19 protein-coding genes, 1 tRNA gene and 1 other annotated feature are annotated in these 23,736 nt (G+C 45.0%); of the genes, 17 read left to right on the forward strand and 3 right to left on the reverse strand.

The annotated features are described in order from the left end of the window. The first annotated feature begins 2 nt into the window (after positions 1-2). The 7 genes from G4D54_03540 to G4D54_03570 all read left to right on the forward strand — a co-directional run bounded on the left by G4D54_03540 (position 3) and on the right by G4D54_03570 (position 6,673). Positions 3-794 (forward strand): PTS sugar transporter subunit IIC, encoded by a 792-nt coding sequence (locus G4D54_03540; protein ID QJA01563.1) that lies wholly within the window; start codon positions 3-5, stop codon positions 792-794. After that, complete coding sequence (locus tag G4D54_03545) at positions 787-1,608, forward strand: PTS system mannose/fructose/sorbose family transporter subunit IID (GenBank protein ID QJA01564.1); 822 nt, start codon at positions 787-789, stop codon at positions 1,606-1,608. The genes G4D54_03540 and G4D54_03545 overlap by 8 nt, the downstream gene beginning before the upstream one ends. A 22-nt stretch (positions 1,609-1,630) precedes the next feature. Beyond that, entirely contained in the window at positions 1,631-2,704 is a 1,074-nt protein-coding gene (locus tag G4D54_03550) for an SIS domain-containing protein (protein QJA01565.1), read from the forward strand. A gap of 377 nt (positions 2,705-3,081) precedes the next feature. After that, a complete protein-coding gene (locus G4D54_03555; protein QJA01566.1) occupies positions 3,082-3,339 on the forward strand; it encodes an HPr family phosphocarrier protein in 258 nt (85 codons plus the stop codon). Between the two features lie 2 nt (positions 3,340-3,341). Next, entirely contained in the window at positions 3,342-3,980 is a 639-nt protein-coding gene (locus G4D54_03560) for an HAD family hydrolase (protein ID QJA01567.1), read from the forward strand. A gap of 30 nt (positions 3,981-4,010) precedes the next feature. Continuing rightward, entirely contained in the window at positions 4,011-5,354 is a 1,344-nt protein-coding gene (locus tag G4D54_03565; GenBank protein QJA01568.1) for an MATE family efflux transporter, read from the forward strand. Positions 5,355-5,623: 269 nt separating this feature from the next. After that, the gene (locus G4D54_03570; GenBank protein QJA01569.1) at positions 5,624-6,673 is read left to right on the forward strand and encodes a DUF2251 domain-containing protein; all 1,050 of its coding nucleotides are present in this window, start codon (positions 5,624-5,626) and stop codon (positions 6,671-6,673) included. Positions 6,674-6,782: 109 nt separating this feature from the next. Here G4D54_03570 and G4D54_03575 read toward each other — a convergent pair whose 3' ends face one another. Next, entirely contained in the window at positions 6,783-7,856 is a 1,074-nt protein-coding gene (locus G4D54_03575) for a helix-turn-helix transcriptional regulator (protein QJA01570.1), read from the reverse strand. Between the two features lie 137 nt (positions 7,857-7,993). Between G4D54_03575 and G4D54_03580 the strand changes: the two genes are divergently transcribed. Both G4D54_03580 and G4D54_03585 read left to right on the forward strand, forming a co-directional pair. Then, a complete protein-coding gene (locus tag G4D54_03580) occupies positions 7,994-8,725 on the forward strand; it encodes a diadenosine tetraphosphatase (protein QJA01571.1) in 732 nt (243 codons plus the stop codon). A gap of 69 nt (positions 8,726-8,794) precedes the next feature. Then, complete coding sequence (locus G4D54_03585) at positions 8,795-9,616, forward strand: MerR family transcriptional regulator (GenBank protein QJA01572.1); 822 nt, start codon at positions 8,795-8,797, stop codon at positions 9,614-9,616. Positions 9,617-9,710: 94 nt separating this feature from the next. Here G4D54_03585 and G4D54_03590 read toward each other — a convergent pair whose 3' ends face one another. Then, on the reverse strand, positions 9,711-10,679 hold the full coding sequence (locus G4D54_03590; protein ID QJA01573.1) for a prolyl oligopeptidase family serine peptidase: 969 nt from the start codon (positions 10,677-10,679) through the stop codon (positions 9,711-9,713). A gap of 798 nt (positions 10,680-11,477) precedes the next feature. On the opposite strand from G4D54_03590, the gene rplK reads away from it, so the two are divergent. From rplK to G4D54_03630, 8 genes are all read left to right on the forward strand, one after another. Beyond that, positions 11,478-11,894, forward strand: a complete 417-nt coding sequence (gene rplK, locus G4D54_03595; protein ID QJA01574.1) for a 50S ribosomal protein L11 — start codon at positions 11,478-11,480, stop codon at positions 11,892-11,894. A 17-nt stretch (positions 11,895-11,911) separates the two neighbouring features. Further along, positions 11,912-12,598 carry a 50S ribosomal protein L1 gene (gene rplA / locus G4D54_03600; GenBank protein QJA01575.1) on the forward strand — a complete coding sequence of 229 codons (687 nt, stop codon included), beginning with the start codon at positions 11,912-11,914 and terminating at the stop codon, positions 12,596-12,598. A 33-nt stretch (positions 12,599-12,631) separates the two neighbouring features. After that, positions 12,632-12,758: a sequence feature (ribosomal protein L10 leader region), on the forward strand. Positions 12,759-12,801: 43 nt separating this feature from the next. Beyond that, complete coding sequence (locus tag G4D54_03605) at positions 12,802-13,323, forward strand: 50S ribosomal protein L10 (protein ID QJA01576.1); 522 nt, start codon at positions 12,802-12,804, stop codon at positions 13,321-13,323. 21 nt (positions 13,324-13,344) lie between these two features. Then, the gene (gene rplL / locus G4D54_03610; protein QJA01577.1) at positions 13,345-13,716 is read left to right on the forward strand and encodes a 50S ribosomal protein L7/L12; all 372 of its coding nucleotides are present in this window, start codon (positions 13,345-13,347) and stop codon (positions 13,714-13,716) included. Between the two features lie 71 nt (positions 13,717-13,787). Further along, the gene (locus G4D54_03615) at positions 13,788-14,399 is read left to right on the forward strand and encodes a class I SAM-dependent methyltransferase (GenBank protein QJA01578.1); all 612 of its coding nucleotides are present in this window, start codon (positions 13,788-13,790) and stop codon (positions 14,397-14,399) included. Between the two features lie 100 nt (positions 14,400-14,499). After that, complete coding sequence (locus G4D54_03620; protein ID QJA01579.1) at positions 14,500-18,711, forward strand: DNA-directed RNA polymerase subunit beta; 4,212 nt, start codon at positions 14,500-14,502, stop codon at positions 18,709-18,711. Positions 18,712-18,715: 4 nt separating this feature from the next. Next, complete coding sequence (gene rpoC / locus G4D54_03625; protein QJA01580.1) at positions 18,716-22,576, forward strand: DNA-directed RNA polymerase subunit beta'; 3,861 nt, start codon at positions 18,716-18,718, stop codon at positions 22,574-22,576. Positions 22,577-22,731: 155 nt separating this feature from the next. Continuing rightward, positions 22,732-22,820 (forward strand) — tRNA-Ser (locus G4D54_03630). A gap of 586 nt (positions 22,821-23,406) precedes the next feature. Here G4D54_03630 and G4D54_03635 read toward each other — a convergent pair. Then, positions 23,407-23,706 (reverse strand): hypothetical protein, encoded by a 300-nt coding sequence (locus tag G4D54_03635; protein QJA01581.1) that lies wholly within the window; start codon positions 23,704-23,706, stop codon positions 23,407-23,409. Positions 23,707-23,736: the final 30 nt, after the last annotated feature.

A 23,736-nucleotide genomic window follows, 5' to 3' on the forward strand; every position in this document is an offset into this window, starting at 1 on the left:
TTATGATTCAAGCACTATTAGTCGGGTTAACAGTAGTTATCCTGGGCTTCATCGAATGCTGGTGCTGCTTCCCAATGGTGGAGAGACCGCTTATTGTAGGAACAGCAATTGGTATCGTTTTGGGAGATGTGAAAACAGGTGTTGAAGTTGGGGCTTCACTGGAGCTTGTATTCATGGGGGTTATGGCAATTGGCGGCACAGTGCCTCCGGACGCTGTATCCGGAACAGCTGTTGGTACAGCATATGCAATCATTCTTGGAGCCGGCATTGAAACAGCATTTGCATTGGCAGTTCCTACATCTATTATCTGCCAAATGCTCTTTGTACCAAAGGTCGCAATACGTTCACTGTATACACCTTTTATTGACAAGATGGTGGAAAAAGGTAATTATAAGGGAATTCAAAGGATATTCCCACTAGTTGCTGTAACAACTTCTTTATTCAGCGGTCTGATTTGTGCATTGGGTGTCGGGCTTGGTGCAGATGTTATGAAAGAATTCATCAATAATGTTCCGCAAACCTTACTGGACGGCATGGGTGTTGCAGCGGGAATGCTTGGGGCAGTCGGATTTGGTTTACTGCTGAAGATGATGTGGCAAAAGAAGCTGGCTGTTTATTTCTTTCTTGGATTCATTATGGCATCCTATTGTGGAATGCCGTTAATGGCGATTGCTATTTGCGGAATGATTTTAGTTATTATCCTTTACTTTGAAGGCGAATTCAGTAAGCGCCGACAGGCAAGTAAGCTGATTACAGATACGGATACCGGGGAGGAGGAATTGTTCGATGATTAAGGAAAAATTTGGCTTGACAGATGAAGAAGGGAAACTGATGGCCAAGGTTGCACGACGCTCTCATCAGGTCGATGCAGTTTATACATGGGAAAAATTTCAGGCTATGGGTTATATGTGGGTTATGATCCCTGTCATTAACGCTATGTACGATAACGAAGAAGACCGTATTGCAGGATATAAACGCCATTATGAATTATTTAATACGAATCCTGTAGTTGGAGGGTTTATCACTGGATTAAGTACAGCGATGGAAGTACAGGCAGCTCATGATTCGAATTTTGATAAATCTTCGATTGCTGCTGTAAAAACATCACTCATGGGACCGTTTGCCGGTATCGGGGATTCAATATTCCAGAGTACATGGCGTGTTATCACGATGGGTATCGGCTTAAGTATGGCGAAGGATGGCAATATATTGGGGCCTATCGTTTTCTTAGTACTGTTTAATCTGCTGGCAGAGCCTGTTCGTATATTATTCCCTTATATCGGTTATAAAATGGGTACAAAATTTATGACACAGGCAGAAGAAAGCGGCATTATGAGTTTTGTAACAAAAGCAGCCAGTATTGTAGGTCTGATGACTGTTGGAGCGATGGCAGCTACCATGGTATCTCTGAATATCGGCTATGTCTTTACCATGAATGGAGCGGAGCAGTCCATACAGGAAATGCTGGACTCCATCTTCCCGTGTATGCTTCCGTTGTTATTAACACTTGGCTGTTTCAAGCTTCTGAATAAAAATGTAAAGCCGACTTTATTGATTGTAGTGATTATGATAATAGGAATTGCAGGAAAATACATTGGAATTTTCTAATAGAAAAGAGAGGAGAAATGAAATGAGTTTAATTGATACGATAAGGCGTGTCCCGGGAGTCGTGGACAAGGTGATAAAGGAAAGAAAGGAATTAACCGCCGGATTATTCGCTTACCTTGGTGATAAGCTTTCTTCCATCAATGAAATTGTGTTGATAGGATCCGGTACAAGCAATACCTGCTCCATGACTTCCCATGAATTCGTCGAGAAAGCAAGCGGTATTTCAACTACGGTACTGCTGCCTAATCTATTCCTTGAGAAGTGTGCATATAATCCAAATGCTCTGTATATTTTTACATCACAGAGCGGAACATCTACCTTAACGCAAAAGGCATTGCTGAAAATGAAAGAGCTTGGAAATTTAACAGTGGCTGTTACAGAGGATGCATCATCACCACTTGCCAGTGTTGGTGGCTGCCATATTCTGATGGAAACAGATCATGAGGAATACGGCTGCCGCACAATCGGATATTGTATGTCTGCCTTTACACATATGATCACCGCTATGGAAATAGGACTAGCCAGAGGAACGTTATCAGAGGCGGATTATGCTTCATATCTTAAGGATGCAGAAGCTGCAGCTGTTCACCATAGTGAGCTATGTGATGCTACAATGCAGTGGTTTGATAAAAATAAATGGAGGCTGATGAACAAGGATGGCTATGCACTATACGGTTCTGGAGCTCTATATGGTGTAGCGGTGGAAGGTGCTTTGAAATGTCTGGAAATCGCGAAGCGATATCTGTGTGTAGGATATGAAATGGATGATGGAATGCATGGTCCGACGATGGGCTTTACCAATCGAACAGCTGTGATTATTTTAAATAACGGACGAAATACTGAGATTGCGAATGGTCTTGCACACTATATCAAAGCAGAAGTAGGTGATGCATTTGTCATCGGTATGAATACCATAGATGAAAGAGATCTTGCTTTTGAACCTCATGGAAACGATTTTGCATATCTCGAATATGCACCGGTCGTAGAGATTCTTGCTGCTCGTCTGGCTGCTGACTATGGTATTATAACTAAGCCTTTCGGAGTTGATGATGAACCAATGCCGGAGGCAAAATATTTCAATACGCATGATGAATAAGGAATGAAAAATAGATGCTGATAATCGGCAGTCCATAGCACATCACAATCTCATAACGGTTATTGTAAACGTGATGGATACCGTTGTGTCAGATGTTCTGGGCGAAGCCTGATCAGCATCTTCTCTTTTCATCATTTTATACGAATTTGGTGATTTTAAAAATACAAAATATGAATGTTTTTATTGCTTGGTTGAAAAAATTTCATGTTCCTTTTGTTGATTAATCCGGCTCTTGCATATTTGTACAAACAAATCCTGAATTTACCAGTATTTCCTATATGTACGCTGCCAGTCTTGAGTGATATGATAAAAGCCGGCATAGTATCATACGAAAACATATGAAAAAAATTGACATGAAAAAGACAAGAGGTGACAGAATGATTACATTCCAATATACAGTAAAGAGTCATATGGGGCTTCATGCGCGACCTGCGAGTGATCTCTCCGCAATGGCGCGTAAATTCAGCAGTACAATTACCGTGCATAGCAGGCGGCGAAGTGCCAATGTACGCAGAATCGTAGAGCTGATGGAAATCAATGTGGGAAGGAATGAAATTCTGTTATTTGAAATTGAAGGCAGCGATGAACAGCAGGCAGCGGAAGAATTGCGCCATTATTGTGAAAGAAGGTTGTGAGTTTGCAAAACTATAAGATGGTGGTATTTGACTGCGATGGTACTCTGGTTGACTCTGCCGTTATGATTTCCATGCTTTATGAAGGATATCGTAAAATGTATCCGAATCGCAAGCCCTTGCCATATGAACACTTTATTCCCTGTTATTTTCAGACGGATCAGGAGAACTGTGTGTATCTGCAAATACCGCCGACAGACAGGGAACGCTTCGAGGATATCTGTTTCCATCAGCACGAAAAAGGAATCGATAACGTAAAACCCTTTTCCGGAATTGATGAGCTGTTGATTGAACTGCGCACTCGCGGCTATGCGCTTGGCATTGCGACCTCCCGCAGCTATGACGCTTTCTATGAATTGAAAAATCAGCTGACAAGGGAAGCGTTTGACAGCTTTTCCTGCATCGGCGTAAAGGATGTCGTAGCACACACCAAGCCTGCACCGGATGTACTCCTTTATATCATGCGGCAGAGTGGGCTTCTGCCGGAGCAGCTGCTGTTTGTCGGTGATTCCATGAACGATGCACTCTGTGCAAAAGCGGCTGGTGTAGCCTTTGTCTGGGCGAAATGGGGCAGGATCACAGAAGAATCTCTGCCCTGCCGCTATGCTGTGGAAACACCGCAGGAGCTTTTAACTATCTTATAAGCAAATGAGTGCTGATCGGGAGGGAAAACGATGCAAAAGAAAATAGATTTACTGCATGGCAATTTATATTCAGCCCTGCTATGGTTCGCCCTGCCCTTTCTGGCAGCGAACCTCATACAGGTACTGTATGGCACCGTTGATCTGCTGGTGGTTGGGTGGTACAATAGCGAAGCGCAGATTTCTGCAGTATCACTTGGCTCACAGATTACGCAGCTGCTGCTATCCTTGATAACCGGTCTGACGATGGGGAGTACCGTACTGATTGCACAATATGCAGGCTGTGGTAAAGATAAGGATATCGAATCCTCCATTGCCACGACCTTCACGCTTTTTCTGCTGCTGGGTATCCTGCTGACAGTTGTCATGCTGGTGCTGACACCACAGCTGTTAACGCTTATCCAGACACCGCAGGAAGCCTATGAGGATGCCTGCAGCTATGTTTATATATGTAGCATGGGAATTATTTTCAGCTTTGGGTATAATGCTGTCAGTGCTGTTCTTCGAGGTCTGGGAGATGCCAAGAGTCCCTTGTATTTTATTACGACAGCCTGCATGTTCAATATCATACTGGATGTTGTGCTCGTTGCCGGTTTTCATATGGGAGCTGCGGGAGCTGCCATTGCGACTACTTTCTCTCAGGGGGTATCCCTGCTTTTGTCCATTATCTTTCTGCGCAAACAGAAATTCAGCTTTGACTTTCATCTTTCCAGCTTTCATCTGCAAAGGGATAAGGCTCTGCTGCTGTTAAAAATAGGTCTTCCCATTTCTTTGCAGGAGGTCATATCAGCTGTCTCATTCCTGTGTATAGCTGCTATTATCAATGGTTTCGGGGTTGCAGCAAGCGCTGCTGCCGGTATCTGCAACAAGTTTGAAGGCTTTGCCATGCTGCCGTCAACGGCAATCGCATCTGCCATCAGTACGATTGCTGCACAGAATATCGGAGCCGGAAACTGGAAGCGGGCAGGAAAGGCCTTATGGATCAGTATATTCTTTGCGTTTACCGCCTCCATGATTTTCTTCCTCTGGGCCGGTATATCCTCAGAAAGTATTCTGCAGATTTTCAAGGCGGAGGGAGCCGTTATCACTGCAGGGGAACAATATCTGCATTATTTCCGCTATGATTTTCTGCTGGTTGCCTTCGGATTTACAATGAACGGCTTTTTCAATGGCTGCGGACGAACACTGTTCGCCATGGTCAATGGAATAGCAGCATCTCTATGTATTCGTATCCCTCTCGTATTTATTCTGTCGCAATACGGGAATCATGATCTTACCGGAATTGGTCTTGCAATTCCTGCCGCAACGCTTGTATCTGTGATTGCCGCAATCATCTATTACCGCCGCGGCAAATGGAAACAGGCACTTACGGTGTAAAGCAGAACTCAAAACTGCATGCATCTGGTTTTGGAAGAGGAGGACACTTATGCTACATAACTTCGATAACCAGTGAGTATATAGGAATCAAAATCTGTCACGCATCCCTGTGTACTTGTAAAAAAGCTCCTTTGTTCTTATGAAGAGGAACGCTGTTTGCAGTCATACAGGGATTTTTTATAAAAAAGAAGTCCTGTATCGGGTTTCGGTGAGTGCTATTTACTCGCTTTTCCTGTATAATATTGCCATACGAATAAAAGGAGAAATGCATGGAACAAATAAAAGAAACAAGCCTGAAGTTTTCAGAATCACCGCTCTGTCCGATTGCGGCTGACGTCATCAGTGATGGAGAGAGTATTTATTTTTATATGTATGATCTGGATTTTGAAAATGAACGATTGATTGCCCGCTCTGCCTGCTGGGTGAAAAATCTGGTGGAGGCACCTCTTTCCTTTCAGAAAGATAAAATTGATGAGGATCATCAGCCGGTACTGCCTGCTATGTTTGTAGATGAGGATATGGATATAAAACCATGGAATGAGGATGAGCTGGAAATTGTCTGGAGTAAGGAAGGACATATCGCCGGTTTACTGCATAACAATGAAATTGTCTGTGTCATACCATCCTGGGCAGACGGTCACAACTTTCCCGGCTATGCTCTGTATGCGAAGGAAAACAATATGGTTGCGTGGAAGCTGAAGGATGCAAGCCCTATGGTGGGACGGATACTGGAAGGGAAGGCTTTCTGGAAACAGGAATTTAATGAGGTGTGGAAAACCTATAACACCCCTTATTTCTCACAGCTCAGTGATTTGTTCGGGGCTGCTACCAACTGCTATGACTTAAACAAGGACCGTTTTCCAAGCAGACTGCTGTTAACCTTTGAAAAGGATGGGATGTCGTATGCCTTTACCATTGGTGCCGGTATGTTTTCCATGCCGAATGCAGACCGTTATTATGCGGAGTATGAAGACTACGCCCGATGTGAATACGCAGTTCAATATCCGAGCAGTTCGTTGAGCAGGGAAGAGGAAATGGAGCTGTTCTCCTCGATTGCCGGTTTGTGTTCACTTCCATGGCATGCGATTGACTGTGTCGGACACGGGCATACACTGGATATCCCAATCAAAGATAAGTATGGCTGTGTGCTGATCGATGATGATAAAAGCGGGGATCCGTTACCTCTGCATTTAAAAAAGGAAGGCGTACATGTATACTGGATTCGCAGTGTGGAGGATGAGATATTTGCACAGCTCAAGGATGAGGAAAAGAAAGAGCAGCTGCTGGAGCAGCTCTGCCTGCATACCGAATTGCTGTAAGGTACAGTACGAAAACATCTATATACGTATACGGGAGAAAGGCAAAAAGAACAGAACCATATGTGAGCGCTCTGTTCTTCTTATCTGGAATCTTCTGGTTTTTTATGCATCATTCTTTCCTTAACAAGGCGATTTCCTCTTTCAGTAGCTGTTGTACACTGTCAAATGATAAGATGGAAGACTGTGCCATATCCTCTAACATATCTTTTATGTGCGTCTGCATGATTCCCTTGGCGAGCCCCTGAGCGTTCAGCTCTACATGATCAAACCAGGGAATGTCATGTAGCTGCATCTGCCGCTGTTTCTGAAGATTGTCCATTGATTTCAACTGCTCGATATATTCCTTTACATAGCGAAGAGTGGCTGCTTCATCATGCAGTGCCGCACTGTAGATATACAGTTGGGACATTACCGAGAGAGGGAGCTGAAACAGGTGGCTTAAGCCTTCCATCAGCTGCAGATAGCTTCTTAACATATCCATACGGTTGTTGCGCTTTGCCAGATTACACATATTTAATAGGATCATGCCTATCTGATGATAGTGGGAAAACAGCTGAGCCTGCAGCATATGCATAGCTTCGTCTTCATCCTTGATCTGCATGGCAAGCGTACCTTCCAGAGAAGAGGTATCCGCAAGTCTGGGCAGTTTCTGCAGCAGCTGCAGACCTTCCTCATAGCGCTGTTCCATTGCCAGAAAATTCACCAGAAGAATACCGGCCAGCTGCTTTTTCTCTAAATCCGCTGACTGTGAAACCTCCTGTGCCAGCTGCTTTGCCAGTGCCAGAAACTCATTTGCCTGATCTTCCTCCTGAAGCAGAAGAAGTACCTGCATAGATAAGCGGGCAAACGATAATTTCAGGCTCTCACTGTTGGGATACTGCCGTAAAACTTTTTTCACATATGCCATGGCTTCAGGGAAAGGTGCACTTTGAAACTGTCCCAGCATTTCTTCACATAGCCTGTTCACCTGCTCCTCGCTCAGATTTTTTTCAAAATTCAACAGCTCATCAATACTGATATCAAAAATTCGTGCTAAAATGGGAAGTGTAGATATATCGGGACAGCTGCTGCCGTGCTCCCATTTACTCACTGCCGCAGAGCTGACATGAAGAAGTGATGCCAGCATTTCCTGTGTATAACCCTTTTCATTGCGCAGACGAACGATGTTTTTACCTATATCCATATATATGCATACCCCTTACTTTCTACAGGTACCTGTAACTATAGTATAAAGCAGGACAGGGCTTCCTGCAATGGAAGAAGAGTTAACATACTGTGGTATAAATCAACTGCTGGTTAAGGCATAAAGGAGGGATGTTTTTGAGTACCTATGTGATGAGTGATGTCCATGGCCTTAAGGACCGCTACGATGCCATGCTGGAGGCACTTGCGTTACAGAATGAGGATACGCTGTTTATACTGGGGGATGTGATTGACCGCGGAAGGGATGGAATTGCCATCCTTCTTGATATTATGAATAGAGATAATGCACATATGCTGCTGGGAAATCATGAATATATGATGAAGCAGTATTATGAGGCGGTGCACCATGTGATAACCGATATGCAGGAGGCATGGGTGGTAACCGATCGCTGGCAACGCAATCACTGCAGCCCGACGATCGATGCCTTTGAATGTCTGAATGAAAGGAAGCAGCGTGAGCTTCTGGATTATCTGGATGAACTGCCGATTGCAATCTGTGACCTTAAAGTGCATGAGGAACTGTTTTACTTAACACATGGCAGTGCGCAGCCACAGTTTACGCATGGTATCGTAACACAGCAGGATGTGAAAGACAGTGATGTTACAATGGAACGCTTTGTATGGGACCGTATGGATGTACATGAGCGTCTGTTTGATGACCGCAGTGTGATTGTCGGTCATACACCTACCCTGTTTTTTCAGGAGACACATCCCTATACTATTTGGACAGATACCGGTGATGTAAAGACTGCCCGTGTGATGGATATCGACTGCGGGTGTGCGGCAAATGATATTCACAGCAGACTGGGGGTTGTCTGTCTGGATACAAGAACCGTACAGTATTTCTAAAAGCGGGTTGACTCTGACATTGTGTCATGGCGTATACTTCCTGTGAGCTCAGAAAGCGAGGTGCCTTGCATGTTAAGGATTGGTGATTTTTCGAAGCTGTCCAGGATCAGTATCCGGATGCTGCGGTATTATGAAAAGCATAATCTGTTGAAGCCCCGTTATGTGGATGAGGAAAGCGGATATCGCTTTTATGCACATGAACAGATTTTCGAGGCTGCCAAAATACGGTTTCTAAGAGAAGCCGGCTTCAGTGTCGCCATGATGGAGGAAATCATGACGCAGTATGACAGTCCGCAGGAGATTCAGCGGTATTTTCAGATACGCATGAAGGAGCTGGAAGAGGAACGGCAAAGGATCTCGAATACACTGATCCGACTGGAACGGGCGCAGAAGCTGCTCGATACGGAGGATACGTTTATGAAGTATACGGTAGAAGTAAAACAAATCAAGGGAATGTATGCCGCAACCCTGCGCAGCATGATTCCCACATATGAGCGTGAGGATCTGGTATGGAAGAGGATGTACAGCATCCTTGCGGAAAAGCATCTGGATATCACCTTTGCACAACCGCAAAATGCACGGGCATATTTTTTTGATGAGGGATTTGCAGAAAAGAATGTGAATATAGAAATCGCCACGGAGGTAGTCGGCAGCTATGAGGATGTTGAGGATATCTGCTTTCGTCAGCTGAAGGATGAAACGGATGCCAGTGTTACCTTTACCGGTGATTACAGCCAGATTACGGAGGTCTGCATGGCGATTACGATGTGGATCAAGGAAAACGGCTATGAGCTGGATGGAGCGAATTTCTGCATCTATCACAAGGGCTGGGGGCAGTGTGACAATCCAAAGGAATTTATGACAGAAATCTGTTTTCCAATTCGTAAATAAGAAAAGAAGGTAGAAGAAAACAATCCTGTTTAAGGTACGCAGGATTGTTTTTTGTTGTTTCTGAAGGTATCTGTAAGGATACCTTCCATATGCATTATTTCATATGCTCATCGAGGAAGTGGAAAATCTTCTGATAATACGCCTTTGGCTGTTCATACATATTGGCTCTGTGTCCGCTGTTTTCCACAATGTAGAGATCCTTCGCGGACTGACAGGCATCATATAGGCGAAATGCCATATCACAGGGCACATGCACATCCTTTTCACCATGGAGAAACAGAGTTGGAAGAATCGCCTTTTCCATCTTCGGCAATGCGCTTGCCTTGCGGATGCCGAATTTCATTTTCTGTTTTACAAGGACACCCATGGAATCCAGAATCGGGAATGGAGGCATTTTATAATAGTGCGTCATCTGCCATGATAATATATCATACACCGAGGTGTATCCGCCGTCTTCAATGATACAGCGTACTGCGGCAGGCAGTTTTTCCTGCGGACAGAACAGAATTGTGTCCGCTCCCATGGAAATACCGTACAAAACGATTTCCGCCTGTGAATCCATTTCCAGAACCGCATCGATCCAGCGAAGTAAATCCTTACGCTCATTCCAGCCCAGAGATATCAAAGAGCCTTCGCTCTCTCCGTGTGCACGTGCATCCGGGGTAAGCACATGATAGCCCTGTTCATGAAAGGCTCTTGCGACTGTCCGCATATCCTCCTTGGTGCAGGCGTAGTCATGCATAACGATAGCCCAGCGGTGTGATGTATGGTCCTGGGAAGGATAAATCATACCAACCAGCTGCAGACCGTCTTCACTTTCTACAGATACCTTGTCAACCGCAACATTCTGTATCCATTTCTTACAGAGCAGCAGCTCCTTGTGGCGCCGTGTTTTTTGTTCATCATTCAGATCCGCGTCTGCCAGACTCAGCTGCTTCCCCTTTTTCAGTTTTTTCCGGTTTAGCGTCTGGTCAAACAGTGTCCGGCACAGAAAGAAATCGGTTGCGGCCGCAAGTGTGGACGCTGCCCCCAGCCCGGTAATGATTTTTGATTTTTTGCTCATGTTGTCAGCTCCCATCTAATTTGTTTCATTATCTATATTATATAATGAAATCTGTGAAATTACGAGCGGAAACGTTTACATATCGTATGAAAGGTACAAAAAAGTTGTTTTTAGCACGTTGCAGGCTGAGCATTCTGCAAGGGGAATTTTAAGATGGAAAGCCAGGGCGGTATCTGTCATAAAAGGCAGGTCTGTAAGGTAGAAGGGGATGAGGTACACCATGGTTGTCTAATGGTAAGAATGTCTTTTTATTGTGATAAGGGAAATTAAGACTGTTAATCTATCGTGCTAAAAAACAAATAGTAGTAAACATCAGGGATATTCATAATAAACGTAAGCAAGGCAGTGATATTGCAGAAATAATGATATGGATATGCAGGTGAATCTGCTGTACTCTGTATGGGATATACATAGATTCAATGCAATGAATCTATGCATTTGCAGAAACCTTATGCTTTGCTGTATGCCGTAACCTGCTGTAAGAGTTTCATAGTTAGCGTTGTTCTGCTGTCGTGGATGCTATTGATATAGAAAGCCGCTTGCGGATAATCTTTGATTCCTTCAGCTGTAGCAGGTATGGATAACTGAAAAAGATCTCTTTTTCTGAATACAAAAGAAGCGATAAAAGAGAAAGGGATATTACTTGCGTAATTTATGAAAAAAACAGTTGCAATTCCAATAGAATCATATTACAATACTAAGTACCGCGGTTTCGTGGTATTTTCATGCGTGGGAGAAGGAGGCAACCCTTCATTCTGACCACTGCATAAGACTTTTTAAATATAGGAGGAATGTCTTGTGAGTAAGAAAGTTGCAAAAGTTTGTAAACTTCAGTTCCCTGCAGGGGGAGCTAGACCGGGACCTGCACTGGCTTCTGCCGGTATCAACATGCCGCAGTTCTGTACAGCATTTAATGATGCTACGAAAGAACGTGCCGGTGATGTCGTTCCAGTTATCATTACTGCATACGAAGACAAGAGCTTTGACTTCGTAATCAAAACAACTCCGGCTGCTATGATGATCAAAAAAGCTGCTGGAATCAAAAAAGCTTCAGGAAACCAGAAAGAGATCTCTGGAAAAATCACAGTAGATCAGCTGCGTGAAATCGCAGAATACAAAATGCCAGACTTGAATGCCAACGATGTGGAAGCTGCTATGCGTATTGTCGCAGGTACTGCTAAAAACATGGGTGTTGAAGTTGAAGGTTTTGAATAAGAAAGGCGGAAAACAAAATGGCAAAATTCGGTAAAAAATATGTAGAAGCTGCTAAAAAAGTTGATCGCACAAAAACTTATTCAGTAGCCGAGGCAGTAAAATTAGCAAAAGAAACAAACATCGCTAAATTCGACGCATCTGTTGAAGTTAGCTTCAAATTAAATGTGGATCCTCGTCACGCAGATCAGCAGATTCGTGGTGCGATGGTACTTCCACACGGAACTGGTAAAACACAGAAGGTCTGTGTTATTACACAGGGACCGAAAGAGCAGGAAGCGAAAGATGCCGGTGCAGATTTCGTCGGTGGAAAAGAACTGCTGGAAGACATCCAGAAGGGATGGTTCGACTTCGATGTCATCGTTGCGACTCCGAACATGATGGGTGAACTTGGTAAGCTGGGACGTCTGTTGGGACCAAAGGGCTTAATGCCAAACCCTAAGACTGGTACAGTTACCATGGATGTAGCAAAAGCTGTTGAAGATATCAAAAAGGGTAAGGTTGAATACCGTGTTGACAAAGAAGGAAATATCAACCTGATGATCGGAAAAGTAAGCTTTGACGATGAGAAGCTGGTTGACAACTTCAATGCACTGCTGAAGGTAATCTCAAAAGCACGTCCTGCGGCTGTAAAGGGTACTTACATCAAAAACCTGGTGATTTCCACTACCATGGGACCTGGTGTAAAAGTAACTGTTGAAAAATAACGATTGACAAAATCTCGTTAGCAGGTTAGAATATCAGATGTTATCAATATACCATAGACAGTAACGGCCCTACGGCTTAATCATGTTACCGAGGTAAAAGTTGGATACTAAACTTTCACCCGTAGTCTGTCTATGCCTGCGGGTGTTTTTATATCACTCTTAAAGGGTATATTGTTACATATAAATTTAGGAGGTGTGAAGTTATGAACCAGGCGATTATCGATAGCAAGAAAGCGGTCGTTTCTGAAATTGCTCAGAAAATGAAAGAATCTCAGTCAACTGTTGTTGTTGAGTACCGTGGACTTAGCGTTGCCGAAGTAACCGAGTTACGTAGAAATCTGCGCGAAGAAGGTGTTGAGTTCAAGGTTTACAAAAACTCACTGGCTCAGCGTGCTGCTGTTGAAGCAGGTGCGGATGATCTTACAAAGGATCTGATCGGACCAAACGCCATCGCATTCGGTGGTGACGCAGTTGCTCCTGCGCGTGTTCTGGCAAAATTCGCTAAGAAACATGAACACTTGGTATTGAAAAGCGGAATCGTAGAAGGAAAAGTTGTTGGTGTAGATACCATTAAGGAACTGTCCAGTCTGCCGAACCGTGAAGGTATGTTATCAATGCTGTTAAGCTGTCTGCAGTCTCCAGTACGTGGATTTGCATGTGCTGTTAAGGCAGTGGCTGACGCAAAAGACGGAGGTTCTGCTGAAGAAGCAGCTCCACAGGAATAAACTTACAGGAGGAAAATGAAAATGGCAAAATTAGCACAGGAAGATATCTTAGCTTACTTAGAAGAAGCTACCATCTTAGAACTTAACGAATTAGTAAAAGCAATCGAAGAAAAATTCGGTGTAACAGCTGCTGCACCAGTTGCTGTAGCTGCTGTAGCAGACGACGCTGCTGCTGCAGGACCTAGCGAAGTAACAGTAACTCTGACTGACATCGGTGGAACAAAGGTTGCTGTCATCAAGGCAGTACGTGAAATCACTGGTTTAGGTCTGGTTGACGCTAAGGGTCTGGTTGACAAGGCACCAAGTGTAATTAAGGAAAACATCAAACCGGAAGAAGCAGAAGAAATCAAGAAGAAACTGATGGACGCTGGTGCTTCTGTAGAAATCAAGTAATTCATACTTACACATTTTACAAACAACAAAAAGCCGAGAGGCTTTTTGTCACCTAAAAAGGCGGGATAACGATGGATCATTACTTTACAGATAATCGTCATTTAGCAGAAAACCGGAAGGAAATATCTTTCCGGTTTTGGTGTTTTAACGTTTCTTTTATTACTGATAACGGTGTGTTCTCCAAAGACAGTGTCGATTTTGGTACACGGGTACTGCTCAACACGCTGCATGAGCATGAGGAAGAGCTGGGAAATCAACTTCTTGACATGGGCTGCGGCTATGGCGTTGTGGGAATCGTTACCAAAAAGGCATGGCCGGATAAGCAGGTTGAAATGGTGGATGTGAATCCAAGAGCGGTGGCACTTGCCAGAAACAATGCCGAAAAGAATAATATCGAGGCAAACATTCATGTGTCCGATGTATATGAACAGGTAAGTGGGAATACTTTTACTGATATCATAACAAATCCTCCGATTCGTGCCGGTAAAAACGTCATCTATAACATCTTTGAGGAGGCATGGAATCACCTTGCGGACCAGGGGACACTTTGGGTTGTGATTCGCAAACAGCAGGGAGCACGCAGCGCCGTGACGAAAATAAAAGAAGTGTTTGGAAATTGCGATATCATTCACAAGGAAAAAGGATATTTCATACTAAAAGCAAAAAAAGCATTGACAATTTGACAAACAGTTGATATTATAATAAATTGCATAATACTAAAATATTAAAATGGGTTTTTATGCCTTATTTTGATAGGTGAAACTTGTAGAAAGGATGGCGTACATGGACAAAAAACAGCCTTATCGTATTGTCGCTTCCGGTAAAAAGGCAGAGCGTCGAGACTACTCAAAAGTAAGCGGGCATCTGGAACTGCCAAATCTGGTAGAAATCCAGACAGACTCCTTCGAGTGGTTCAAGAACGAAGGGATTGGGGAAGTTTTCAATGAGATTTACCCGATTCAAAACTATGGAGGAAATATCAAGCTGAAATTCGCCGGCTATGAATTCGGAGAGCCGAAATTCAATGCGGAGGAATCAATGTATCGCGAATGTAATTTCGCGGCACCTTTGAAAGCCCGTATGGAGCTTGAAATTACAGATAACACCACTGGTGAGGTTATCAACAAGTGGGAGGATGTCTTCCTTGGGGACTTCCCGCTGATGACGGAAACCGGTACCTTTATTATCAATGGTGCGGAGCGTGTCATCGTTTCGCAGATTGTGCGTTCCCCGGGTGCGTACTTTTCCACTGGTTATGAGGAAAAAACAGGGAAGGAATCCTTTGCCTGCGAATTGATTCCAAGCCGTGGAACATGGCTGGAGTTTCTGACAGAAGTGAAAAAGGCGTCTACAGGACGTGTTTTAAACATGAGCATTGACCGGAAACGTAAAATGCTGTCTTCCATTCTGTTCAAGGCGATCGGTATGTCTGTGGATCTTGACAGAAGTGAGGATGCACATGACACGATGCAGATCAAAACCTTCCTGAAGGCTATGGGAAGAGATATCGTGGAAAATGTAGCGATTGATGATGAGGATCGTGAGTTCATGAATCTGTACCTTACATTATATGCATCCTTCTTCGGCAAATACGAGGAAATTGAAAACACACTGATGGCAGATAAGGTCAAGACAACACAGGAGGCATTACTGTCCATTTACGAAAACCAGCGTTCTGATGAAATCCCGACACTGGATGGTTCCATCACGTTAATGAATGCGAAGTTCTTCGATCCGCGCCGTTATGACCTGACAAAGGCCGGACGTTATAAGCTGCGCAAGAAGCTGAACGCGATCAACCGTGTTGATAAGCACCATCTTGCTCAGGATATTCTGGATGCGGATGGCAATGTGTTTATGGCCAGTGGTACGATGGTCAACCGTGATGAGCGAAATGCACTTCGCAAGGAGCTGGAAAAAGGTATGCATGTCAATGCATTCCCGTTCAATCCGCTGTTCAATCATCCGGATAAGGTATATGTACCAAGCAGCAATCACCTCGGTCTTGTCGGACGTGTTCTGGCAGGCGATGTGGAGCTGGAAGACGGTACGCTGTATGAAGGAAGCATTCTGAGCGAACAGGATGTGGAAGCAATCGTTAAGGGTGTGGAAAAGGTAGCTGTTCATGGAGGCATCATTGCCAAGAAGGTTGCTTTAACAAGCGCTAATGTGAATGCCGTATTGAACTACGGACAGAGAATGTACGCGTTTGCCCGTTTGACGGACGCAAATGGAGAAGATGTAGTCAACGAGGAAGGCGATTTCTTCGTGGATGGCTATACTCCTCGCCACAAGCCGGAAGCACTCAGTGTGACTGCCGTAGATGAAATCAAAGCAAAAGTTAACAACGGTGCTGTATTATATGCATGGCTGGTCGGGGCTGCGATTCAGGAAATCCTGATCCGTGACCACGACGGTGCAGTTGTGAAGGTTATGGGAAATGACCCGTATGCTGACAAGCACACCATTACTATTTCCGATATGTATGCATTCTATGCCTACAATCTGAACAATATGGAAGGTGTTGGAGATACCGATGATATCGATATGCTGGGGAACCGTCGTATCCGTTCCGTCGGAGAGCTGATTCAGAATCAGTTCCGTATCGGTTTAAGCCGTATGGAGCGTGTGGTTAAGGAACGTATGTCCATCGCGGATATCGCGACCCTGACACCGAAGAAGCTGACCAATATCCGTCCGCTGACAGCGGCAATCAAGGAATTCTTCTCCTCTTCGCAGCTGTCTCAGTTCATGGATCAGCAGAATCCGCTTGCTGAGCTGACAAACAAGCGTCGTATTTCCGCATTGGGACCTGGCGGTATCACCCGTGACCGTGCGAGCTACGAGGTTCGTGACGTTCACAGCTCTCACTATGGGCGTATCTGTCCGATCGAGACACCGGAAGGTCCAAACATCGGTCTGATTTCCAATCTGACGACGTATGGAAAAATCAATGAATACGGCTTTATTCAAACACCTTACCGTATTGTAAATGCGGATGGAACCGTACAGGAAGAGGCACTTTACCTGTCTGCGGATGAAGAAGCCGATTATGTAATCGCACAGGCCAACGAGGTTGTTGAAGGCCGTCTGATCAACGAGCATGTCGTTGCACGTAAAGCCGGAGATACCATCATCGCAAGACGTGAAGAGGTAGAGCTGGCCGACGTTTCTCCGAAACAGATCGTATCCGTTGCGACTGCTTGTGTACCGTTCCTGGAAAACGATGATGCTTCCCGTGCCCTCATGGGTGCGAACATGCAGCGTCAGGCCGTTCCTCTTCTGCAGCCGCATTCTCCGTATGTCGGAACCGGTGTGGAATTTAAAATCGCAAAAGACTCCGGTGTCGGTATCGTCGCAAGAGAAAACGGTGTCGTGGAATATGTTGACTCTCAGAGAATCATCGTCAGTGAGAATGACGGAAACCGCAGAGAATACCGTCTGCGTAAATTCCAGCGTTCCAACAACGGAACCAACATCAACCAGAGTCCGATCATTTCCAAGGGAGAGCGCATCGAAAAGGGGGATATCCTTGCCGATGGCCCATCCATGGAGCGCGGCGAGCTGGCACTTGGACAAAACGTAACCATTGCCTATATGACATGGTACGGATATAACTACGAGGATGCCATCATCATGAGTGAACGTCTGGTTCGCGATGATGTGTATACCTCCATTCATATTGAAGAATACGACATTGACTGCCGTGAAACAAAGCTGGGGCCAGAAGAAATCACCCGCGATATTCCTAACGTGAGTGAAAACGCATGCCGTAATCTGGACAGCCGTGGTATCATCATGGTCGGTGCAGAGGTTATGGAAGGCGATATTCTGGTCGGTAAGGTAACGCCGAAGGGGCAGAGCGAAATCTCTCCTGAGGAAAAACTGCTGCTGGCTATATTCGGTGAGAAATCACGTGAGGTACGTGACAACTCTTTGAAGGTACCGCATGGTGGTGCCGGAATCGTTCACTCCATCCGCGTCTTCAAAAGAAGCGAAGGACACGATCTGCCGCCTGGAGTCAATGAAACAGTAAAAGTATACATCGTTCAGAAACGTAAGATTTCTGAGGGTGACAAAATGGCCGGACGTCACGGTAACAAGGGTGTCATCTCCAAGATTCTTCCTGTAGAGGATATGCCTTACATGCCGGATGGAACACCGGTTGATATCATGCTGAACCCGTTTGGTGTGCCTTCCCGTATGAACATCGGTCAGGTACTGGAAATCCATCTGGGATATGCTGCCAAGAAGCTGGGTGTGAAATTCTCCACACCGGTATTCGATGGTATCAACAACACCGAGCTGAGCGATATCATGAAGGAAGCGGAAATGACCGTGGATGGAAAACAGGTACTGTATGACGGACGTACCGGGGAACCGTTTGATGAACGTATTTCCGTCGGCGTCATGTACATGATCAAGCTGGCCCACATGGTTGACGATAAGCTGCATGCCCGTGCAACCGGACCATACTCTCTGGTAACTCAGCAGCCGTTGGGTGGTAAGGCACAAAACGGTGGTCAGAGATTCGGTGAGATGGAGGTCTGGGCACTGGAGGCTTATGGTGCCGCTCATACACTGCAGGAAATCCTGACAGTGAAATCCGATGATATCGTTGGTCGTACAAAGACCTATGAAGCAATCATCAAGGGAAAAGATATTCCGGAACCGGGTATCCCGGAATCCTTCCGCGTATTGAAGCACGAGCTGCAGGCTCTTGCCATTGACGTGAAGATGCTGGATGAAGACGGTAACGAAGTAGATATCAGCAAGGAGGATAACAGCGAAGCAGCTGCAACTCTGCCTCCGATTCCTGCCGCTGAGCCTGTCGGTGAGGAAGACATCAATGATCTGGAAGTAGAAGAGGAAGATGCTGTCGCAGATGACGAATCCGAAGATGAAATTCTTCTGGATGACGATGCAGAGGCTGATGACTTCATAGAAGATGAAGACATTGAGCTGAGCGATGATGAAAACGAAGAGGAGGCGTAAGTAAATGAGTGTTAATAATTTTGCCTCAATTCAGGTAAGCCTGGCTTCACCTGATAGAATCCACGAATGGAGTCATGGTGAAGTAAAGAAACCAGAGACGATCAACTACCGTTCTCAGAAGCCTGAAAGAGATGGATTGTTCTGTGAAAGAATTTTCGGACCGAGCAAGGACTGGGAATGTTACTGTGGAAAATATAAGAAGGTACGCTACAAGGGGGTTGTCTGTGACCGCTGTGGTGTAGAAATTACAAAATCCAGCGTTCGTCGTGAACGTATGGGACACATTGAGCTTGCGGCTCCGGTTGCGCACATCTGGTATCTGCGCGGTATTCCAAGCCGTATGGCACTGCTGCTGGATGTAACACCGAAGCAGCTGGAAGAGGTTGTATACTTCGTGTCCTGGATTGTAACAGATCCTAAGGATACAAAGCTGGAATACAAGCAGGTGCTCTCTGAACGTGAGTACCGCGAAAATATGGCAATTTACGGTCCGGGCAGCTTTACTGCCCAGACTGGTGCCGAGGCTGCGCTGACGCTGCTGACAGAGGTTGACCTGGAGGCTGAATTCAAGCATATTCAGGATGCACTGGAGTCTGCACAGGGTGAAAAGCGTAAAAAGCTGATCAAGCGTTTGGATACCGTAGAAGCCTTCCGTAACTCCGACAATAAGCCGGAATGGATGGTAATGACGGTAATTCCGGTAATCCCGCCTGATCTGCGTCCGATGCTGCAGCTGGACGGCGGACGTTTTGCGACAAGTGATCTGAATGATCTGTATCGCCGTGTCATCACACGTAACAACCGTCTGAAAAAGCTGCTGGAGCTGGGAACCCCGGCTATCATCGTACAGAATGAGAAGCGAATGCTGCAGGAAGCGGTGGATGCGCTGATTGATAACGGACGTCGTTCCAAACCGATCACCGGAGCCGGTGGACGTGCATTAAAATCTCTGTCACATTCCTTAAAGGGAAAACAGGGACGTTTCCGTCAGAACCTGCTCGGTAAGCGTGTTGACTTCTCCGGTCGTTCTGTTATCGCGGTCGGACCGGATTTGAAAATGTATCAGTGCGGTCTGCCTCGTGAAATGGCAATTCAGCTGTTCAAGCCGTTTGTCATCAATGAAATCGTAAATAAAGAAATCGCAAGCAATCCAAAGACTGCGGAGAAGCTGATCGATCGTCAGGATCCACGTATCTGGGATATTGTGGAAAGTGTCATTGACGGCTATCCGGTTCTGATGAACCGTGCGCCTACACTGCACCGTCTGGGTATCCAGGCCTTCAAACCGAAGCTGGTAGAAGGACGTGCCATGCGTCTGCATCCACTGGTATGTACTGCCTTCAACGCCGACTTTGACGGTGACCAGATGGCTGTTCACGTACCGTTGAGTGAAGAAGCAAGAGCCGAAGCACTTGTCATGATGCTTGGTAGCAACAACATCCTTGGTCCTAAGGATGGAAAGCCAATCGTTACACCTGGTCAGGATATGGTCATGGGAAACTTCTATCTGACGATGGAAGAAACCGCAGAGGAATTCTATCAGGAGGCTGACCGCTACAATGCGGTAGACTGCCCGAAATCCGCTGCGATCTGGACCCGCTATGGTGATAATGAGGGACATGTGTTTGGAAGCATCAATGAAATCCTGATGGCATATCAGACACAGCAGATTCATTTGCACTCCCGTATTGCGATTCCTGCACGTGCATTAAAGAAAGAAAGCTTTACAGAAGAACAAAATAAGAAATACCTGCTGACGACCGTTGGTAAGGTAATCTTCAACAATATGTTCCCAACCGACTTCCCGTTCCTGAACGAAGTCAGCGCGGAAAACTTTGTCGCAACACCGGAGCGTTTCTTCCTGGAGATGGGAAAAGACGTGAAGGAGGCAATCAAGTCCATGCCGGTAACCGCGGCTTTCAAAAAGAAGGACCTCGGTAAAATCATCGGTGAAATCTTTAAACGCTATTCCACAGAGAAAACAAGTGAGATCCTTGACCAGATCAAGGATATGGGATTCCAGTATTCCACCGTTGCCGGTGTTACCGTATCCCTGTCCGATATCGAGGTCGCACCTCACAAGGAAGAGCATGTGGAATATGGTAAACAGAAGGCCGAAGAGCTGAAAACACTGCGTAAAAAGGGTAAGCTTACCATGATGGAGTGGGAGCGTCACCTGAATAAGCTGTGGGCGGATGTCAAGGATGATATCGCCGAGGAGCTGCTGGGAAACCTTCCTCGTAAAAATCCAATCAGTATGATGGCGCGTTCCGGTGCCCGTGGTAATACCTCCAACTTTACACAGCTGGCTGGTATGCGTGGTCTGATGGCAAAGCCAAACCAGTCCAAATCTGCCAAGGGTGAATATGTTCCTACCATCATAGAGGTTCCGATCTACTCCTGTTTCCGTGAGGGTCTGAATGTGTCCGAATTCTTTATCTCCACACACGGTGTGCGTAAAGGTCTGACCGATACCGCCCTGAAAACAGCCGAATCTGGATATCTGACACGTCGTCTGGTTGACGTAGCACAGGATGTTATCGTTAAGCAGGAGGACTGTGGAACGGATAAGGGCTACTGGGTGGAAGCAATCGTTGATCGTAAGACAAATACGATCATCGAGAGTCTGTTTGACCGTCTGGTAGGACGTTACAGCAAGCAGGAAATCACAGATCCGAAGACCGGAGAGGTCATTCTGGAAAGTGATGAATTTATTACCGATGCACTTGCACAGAAGGTTGTGGATGCCGGTGTTGAGGGAATGTATATCCGTAGTGCGTTTACTTGTAAATCCATCTATGGTGTATGTAAGAAATGTTACGGACGCAACATGGCGACCGGCAAGGATGTTGAAGTCGGAGAAGCTGTCGGAATCATGGCTGCCCAGTCTATCGGTGAGCCAGGTACGCAGCTGACCATGCGTACCTTCCATACCGGTGGTGTGGCAAGTGCCGACGGTGGAGATATCACACAGGGTCTTCCTCGTGTCGAGGAGCTGTTTGAGGCTCGTTGTCCGAAGGGTGTTGCCGTACTGGCACAGATCACAGGTGAAATCACCGATGTTCATCAGATTGATACAGGATATGAGGTTACCGTATCCAATGATAAAGAAAGCATTGTCCACAAGGTTACCCTGATCCAGGCAATTCGTCCTTGGATGAAGGTGGGAGCACATGTGGAAGCCGGTGACAAGATTACCGAGGGTCAGGTTGATCCGAAGGAGCTTTTAAAGGTTGCCGGTGTACGTCAGGTACAGAACTACATTCTGAAGGAAGTCAAGAAGGTTTATCAGAGTCAGGGTATTGAAATCAGTGACAAGCACGTTGAGGTTATGATTCGTCAGATGCTTCGCAAGGTTGTCGTACTGGAAGGTAACGATACACACCTGAACCCTGGTGTTCAGATTTCCCTGACGGAAATTACGAAGATCAACCGTAAGGCACTGCTGAGCGGTCAGGTGCCGGCTACCTTCAAACCGGTATTGCTGGGTATATCCAAGGCGTCTGTTGAAACAGATTCCTTCCTGTCTGCCGCATCCTTCCAGGAAACCACAAAGGTTCTGACCGATGCCGCAATCAAGGGTAAAAAGGATTACCTGATTGGTCTGAAGGAGAACGTTATCATCGGTAAGCTGATTCCTGCCGGAACCGGTGTAGGCGATGAGCGTCCAATGAATCTGATTATCGGAGAAAAGGCAAAAGAACTGAAGGAAATCCGTGAGGAGCGCAACCATAAGGAAGACGATGACAACTTTATGGCATACGTGCCTGCCGGTCCGGAACGTCTGACCACTGAGATGGTTCAGCAGATCATGGACGGTGAGGATACCACCCTGGAACAGCCTGCTGTAGAAGTACAGGAATAACATAAAAAACATGTAGTAGCGGTGCTCTGCCATACTGCATGTTTTTTCTTATCATTTTAAAAATAATATAGAATGAAATATCACATAAAGCAGAACGATTTTACAAATAGTCTTGAAAAAGGCCTGTATTCTGTTATATAATCTTCAATGGATATGCAGCAGTGGCAGAGTTTGGTTTAATGCACCGGTTTCGAAAACCGGCGTGTCATTGACACCGGAGGTTCAAATCCTTTCTGCTGCGCCAGAAAAAGATACAGGTATATTTACATCCCAGAGGCAAACGTAGACTTTGCGATGCTTTTATACCTTTTTATATGCTAGTTTAAAGAGGCAATTATTAGGATTATAAATAACTTTATTATGCAAAAATGCAGAGAAGGGGAAGCTATGATAAAATTCTTAAGTAGGTTTTGTAGGATTCTAACATTTTCTCAACAAGCTGATCTACCATATCAAAAGAATTATGCTGTGAACGTATCAAACGATTATGGTTCAGTATGGAAGCCGATTGATTAAAATGAAAAATATGTCAAAAAACATAAGGAATGTTATTATCTGGTATATTATCTTTATTTTTGCTACATGGTTTTTCCTGTCACTAACTCTGTTGAATGCATTTGATTTTCTGATATGGTATATTTCCATTATATCGTTGGCTTTACTTATCGCCATAAGTATTATAGTCTGTGAACTCTTTAAAGCTTTGCAAACTATGAATGAAAAGTAATTATACAAATATGTGAAGATGGTTTTAATTTTCTTTCATAAATGTACTTAATTAAGTGAGAGTAGAGTGGTCTGGTTTGGTATAAATTATGAAGGCTGATGTCTCATTGACACAAGTTATTGAAAAAAGGCGATCGAATGAAAGGGTTAAACCTTGTTTGATCGTCTTTTATTGTGCCGAGATTAACAGCTTTGATTATCTTTTGTGATAAGAAACGTAGAATCAAGCAATTCGTTGGCGCATATGCAAATAGGGTTTCATAATCCGTGTTCTTTGGATCATTCTGCAGCTTTGTTAACTCATGCTCCATTGTATTGTAGAATGCATCATACTTTTTCCAAAATTCCTTTTTCTGAATCATTCTTATATTAAAAGACCAGAATCCGACATTCTCTGTTGTCATTTCTATGATCTTCCTTTTTTTTGTCAACTT

Source organism: [Clostridium] innocuum (assembly GCA_012317185.1).
In the GTDB taxonomy this organism is placed as follows: domain Bacteria; phylum Bacillota_I; class Bacilli_A; order Erysipelotrichales; family Erysipelotrichaceae; genus Clostridium_AQ; species Clostridium_AQ innocuum.

Excerpts from the sequence above, each read along its gene's own strand:
- G4D54_03635 (QJA01581.1), bottom strand. The coding sequence starts at position 23,706 with ATGACAACAGAGAATGTCGGATTCTGGTCTTTTAATATAAGAATGATT.
- G4D54_03540 (QJA01563.1), top strand. The coding sequence starts at position 3 with ATGATTCAAGCACTATTAGTCGGGTTAACAGTAGTTATCCTGGGCTTC.
- G4D54_03575 (QJA01570.1), bottom strand. The coding sequence starts at position 7,856 with ATGGATATAGGTAAAAACATCGTTCGTCTGCGCAATGAAAAGGGTTAT.
- rpoC (QJA01580.1), top strand. The coding sequence starts at position 18,716 with ATGAGTGTTAATAATTTTGCCTCAATTCAGGTAAGCCTGGCTTCACCT.
- G4D54_03605 (QJA01576.1), top strand. The coding sequence starts at position 12,802 with ATGAACCAGGCGATTATCGATAGCAAGAAAGCGGTCGTTTCTGAAATT.
- G4D54_03545 (QJA01564.1), top strand. The coding sequence starts at position 787 with ATGATTAAGGAAAAATTTGGCTTGACAGATGAAGAAGGGAAACTGATG.
- G4D54_03570 (QJA01569.1), top strand. The coding sequence starts at position 5,624 with ATGGAACAAATAAAAGAAACAAGCCTGAAGTTTTCAGAATCACCGCTC.
- rplL (QJA01577.1), top strand. The coding sequence starts at position 13,345 with ATGGCAAAATTAGCACAGGAAGATATCTTAGCTTACTTAGAAGAAGCT.
- G4D54_03585 (QJA01572.1), top strand. The coding sequence starts at position 8,795 with ATGTTAAGGATTGGTGATTTTTCGAAGCTGTCCAGGATCAGTATCCGG.
- rplA (QJA01575.1), top strand. The coding sequence starts at position 11,912 with ATGGCAAAATTCGGTAAAAAATATGTAGAAGCTGCTAAAAAAGTTGAT.
- G4D54_03620 (QJA01579.1), top strand. The coding sequence starts at position 14,500 with ATGGACAAAAAACAGCCTTATCGTATTGTCGCTTCCGGTAAAAAGGCA.
- G4D54_03615 (QJA01578.1), top strand. The coding sequence starts at position 13,788 with ATGGATCATTACTTTACAGATAATCGTCATTTAGCAGAAAACCGGAAG.
- G4D54_03550 (QJA01565.1), top strand. The coding sequence starts at position 1,631 with ATGAGTTTAATTGATACGATAAGGCGTGTCCCGGGAGTCGTGGACAAG.
- G4D54_03555 (QJA01566.1), top strand. The coding sequence starts at position 3,082 with ATGATTACATTCCAATATACAGTAAAGAGTCATATGGGGCTTCATGCG.
- G4D54_03565 (QJA01568.1), top strand. The coding sequence starts at position 4,011 with ATGCAAAAGAAAATAGATTTACTGCATGGCAATTTATATTCAGCCCTG.
- G4D54_03590 (QJA01573.1), bottom strand. The coding sequence starts at position 10,679 with ATGAGCAAAAAATCAAAAATCATTACCGGGCTGGGGGCAGCGTCCACA.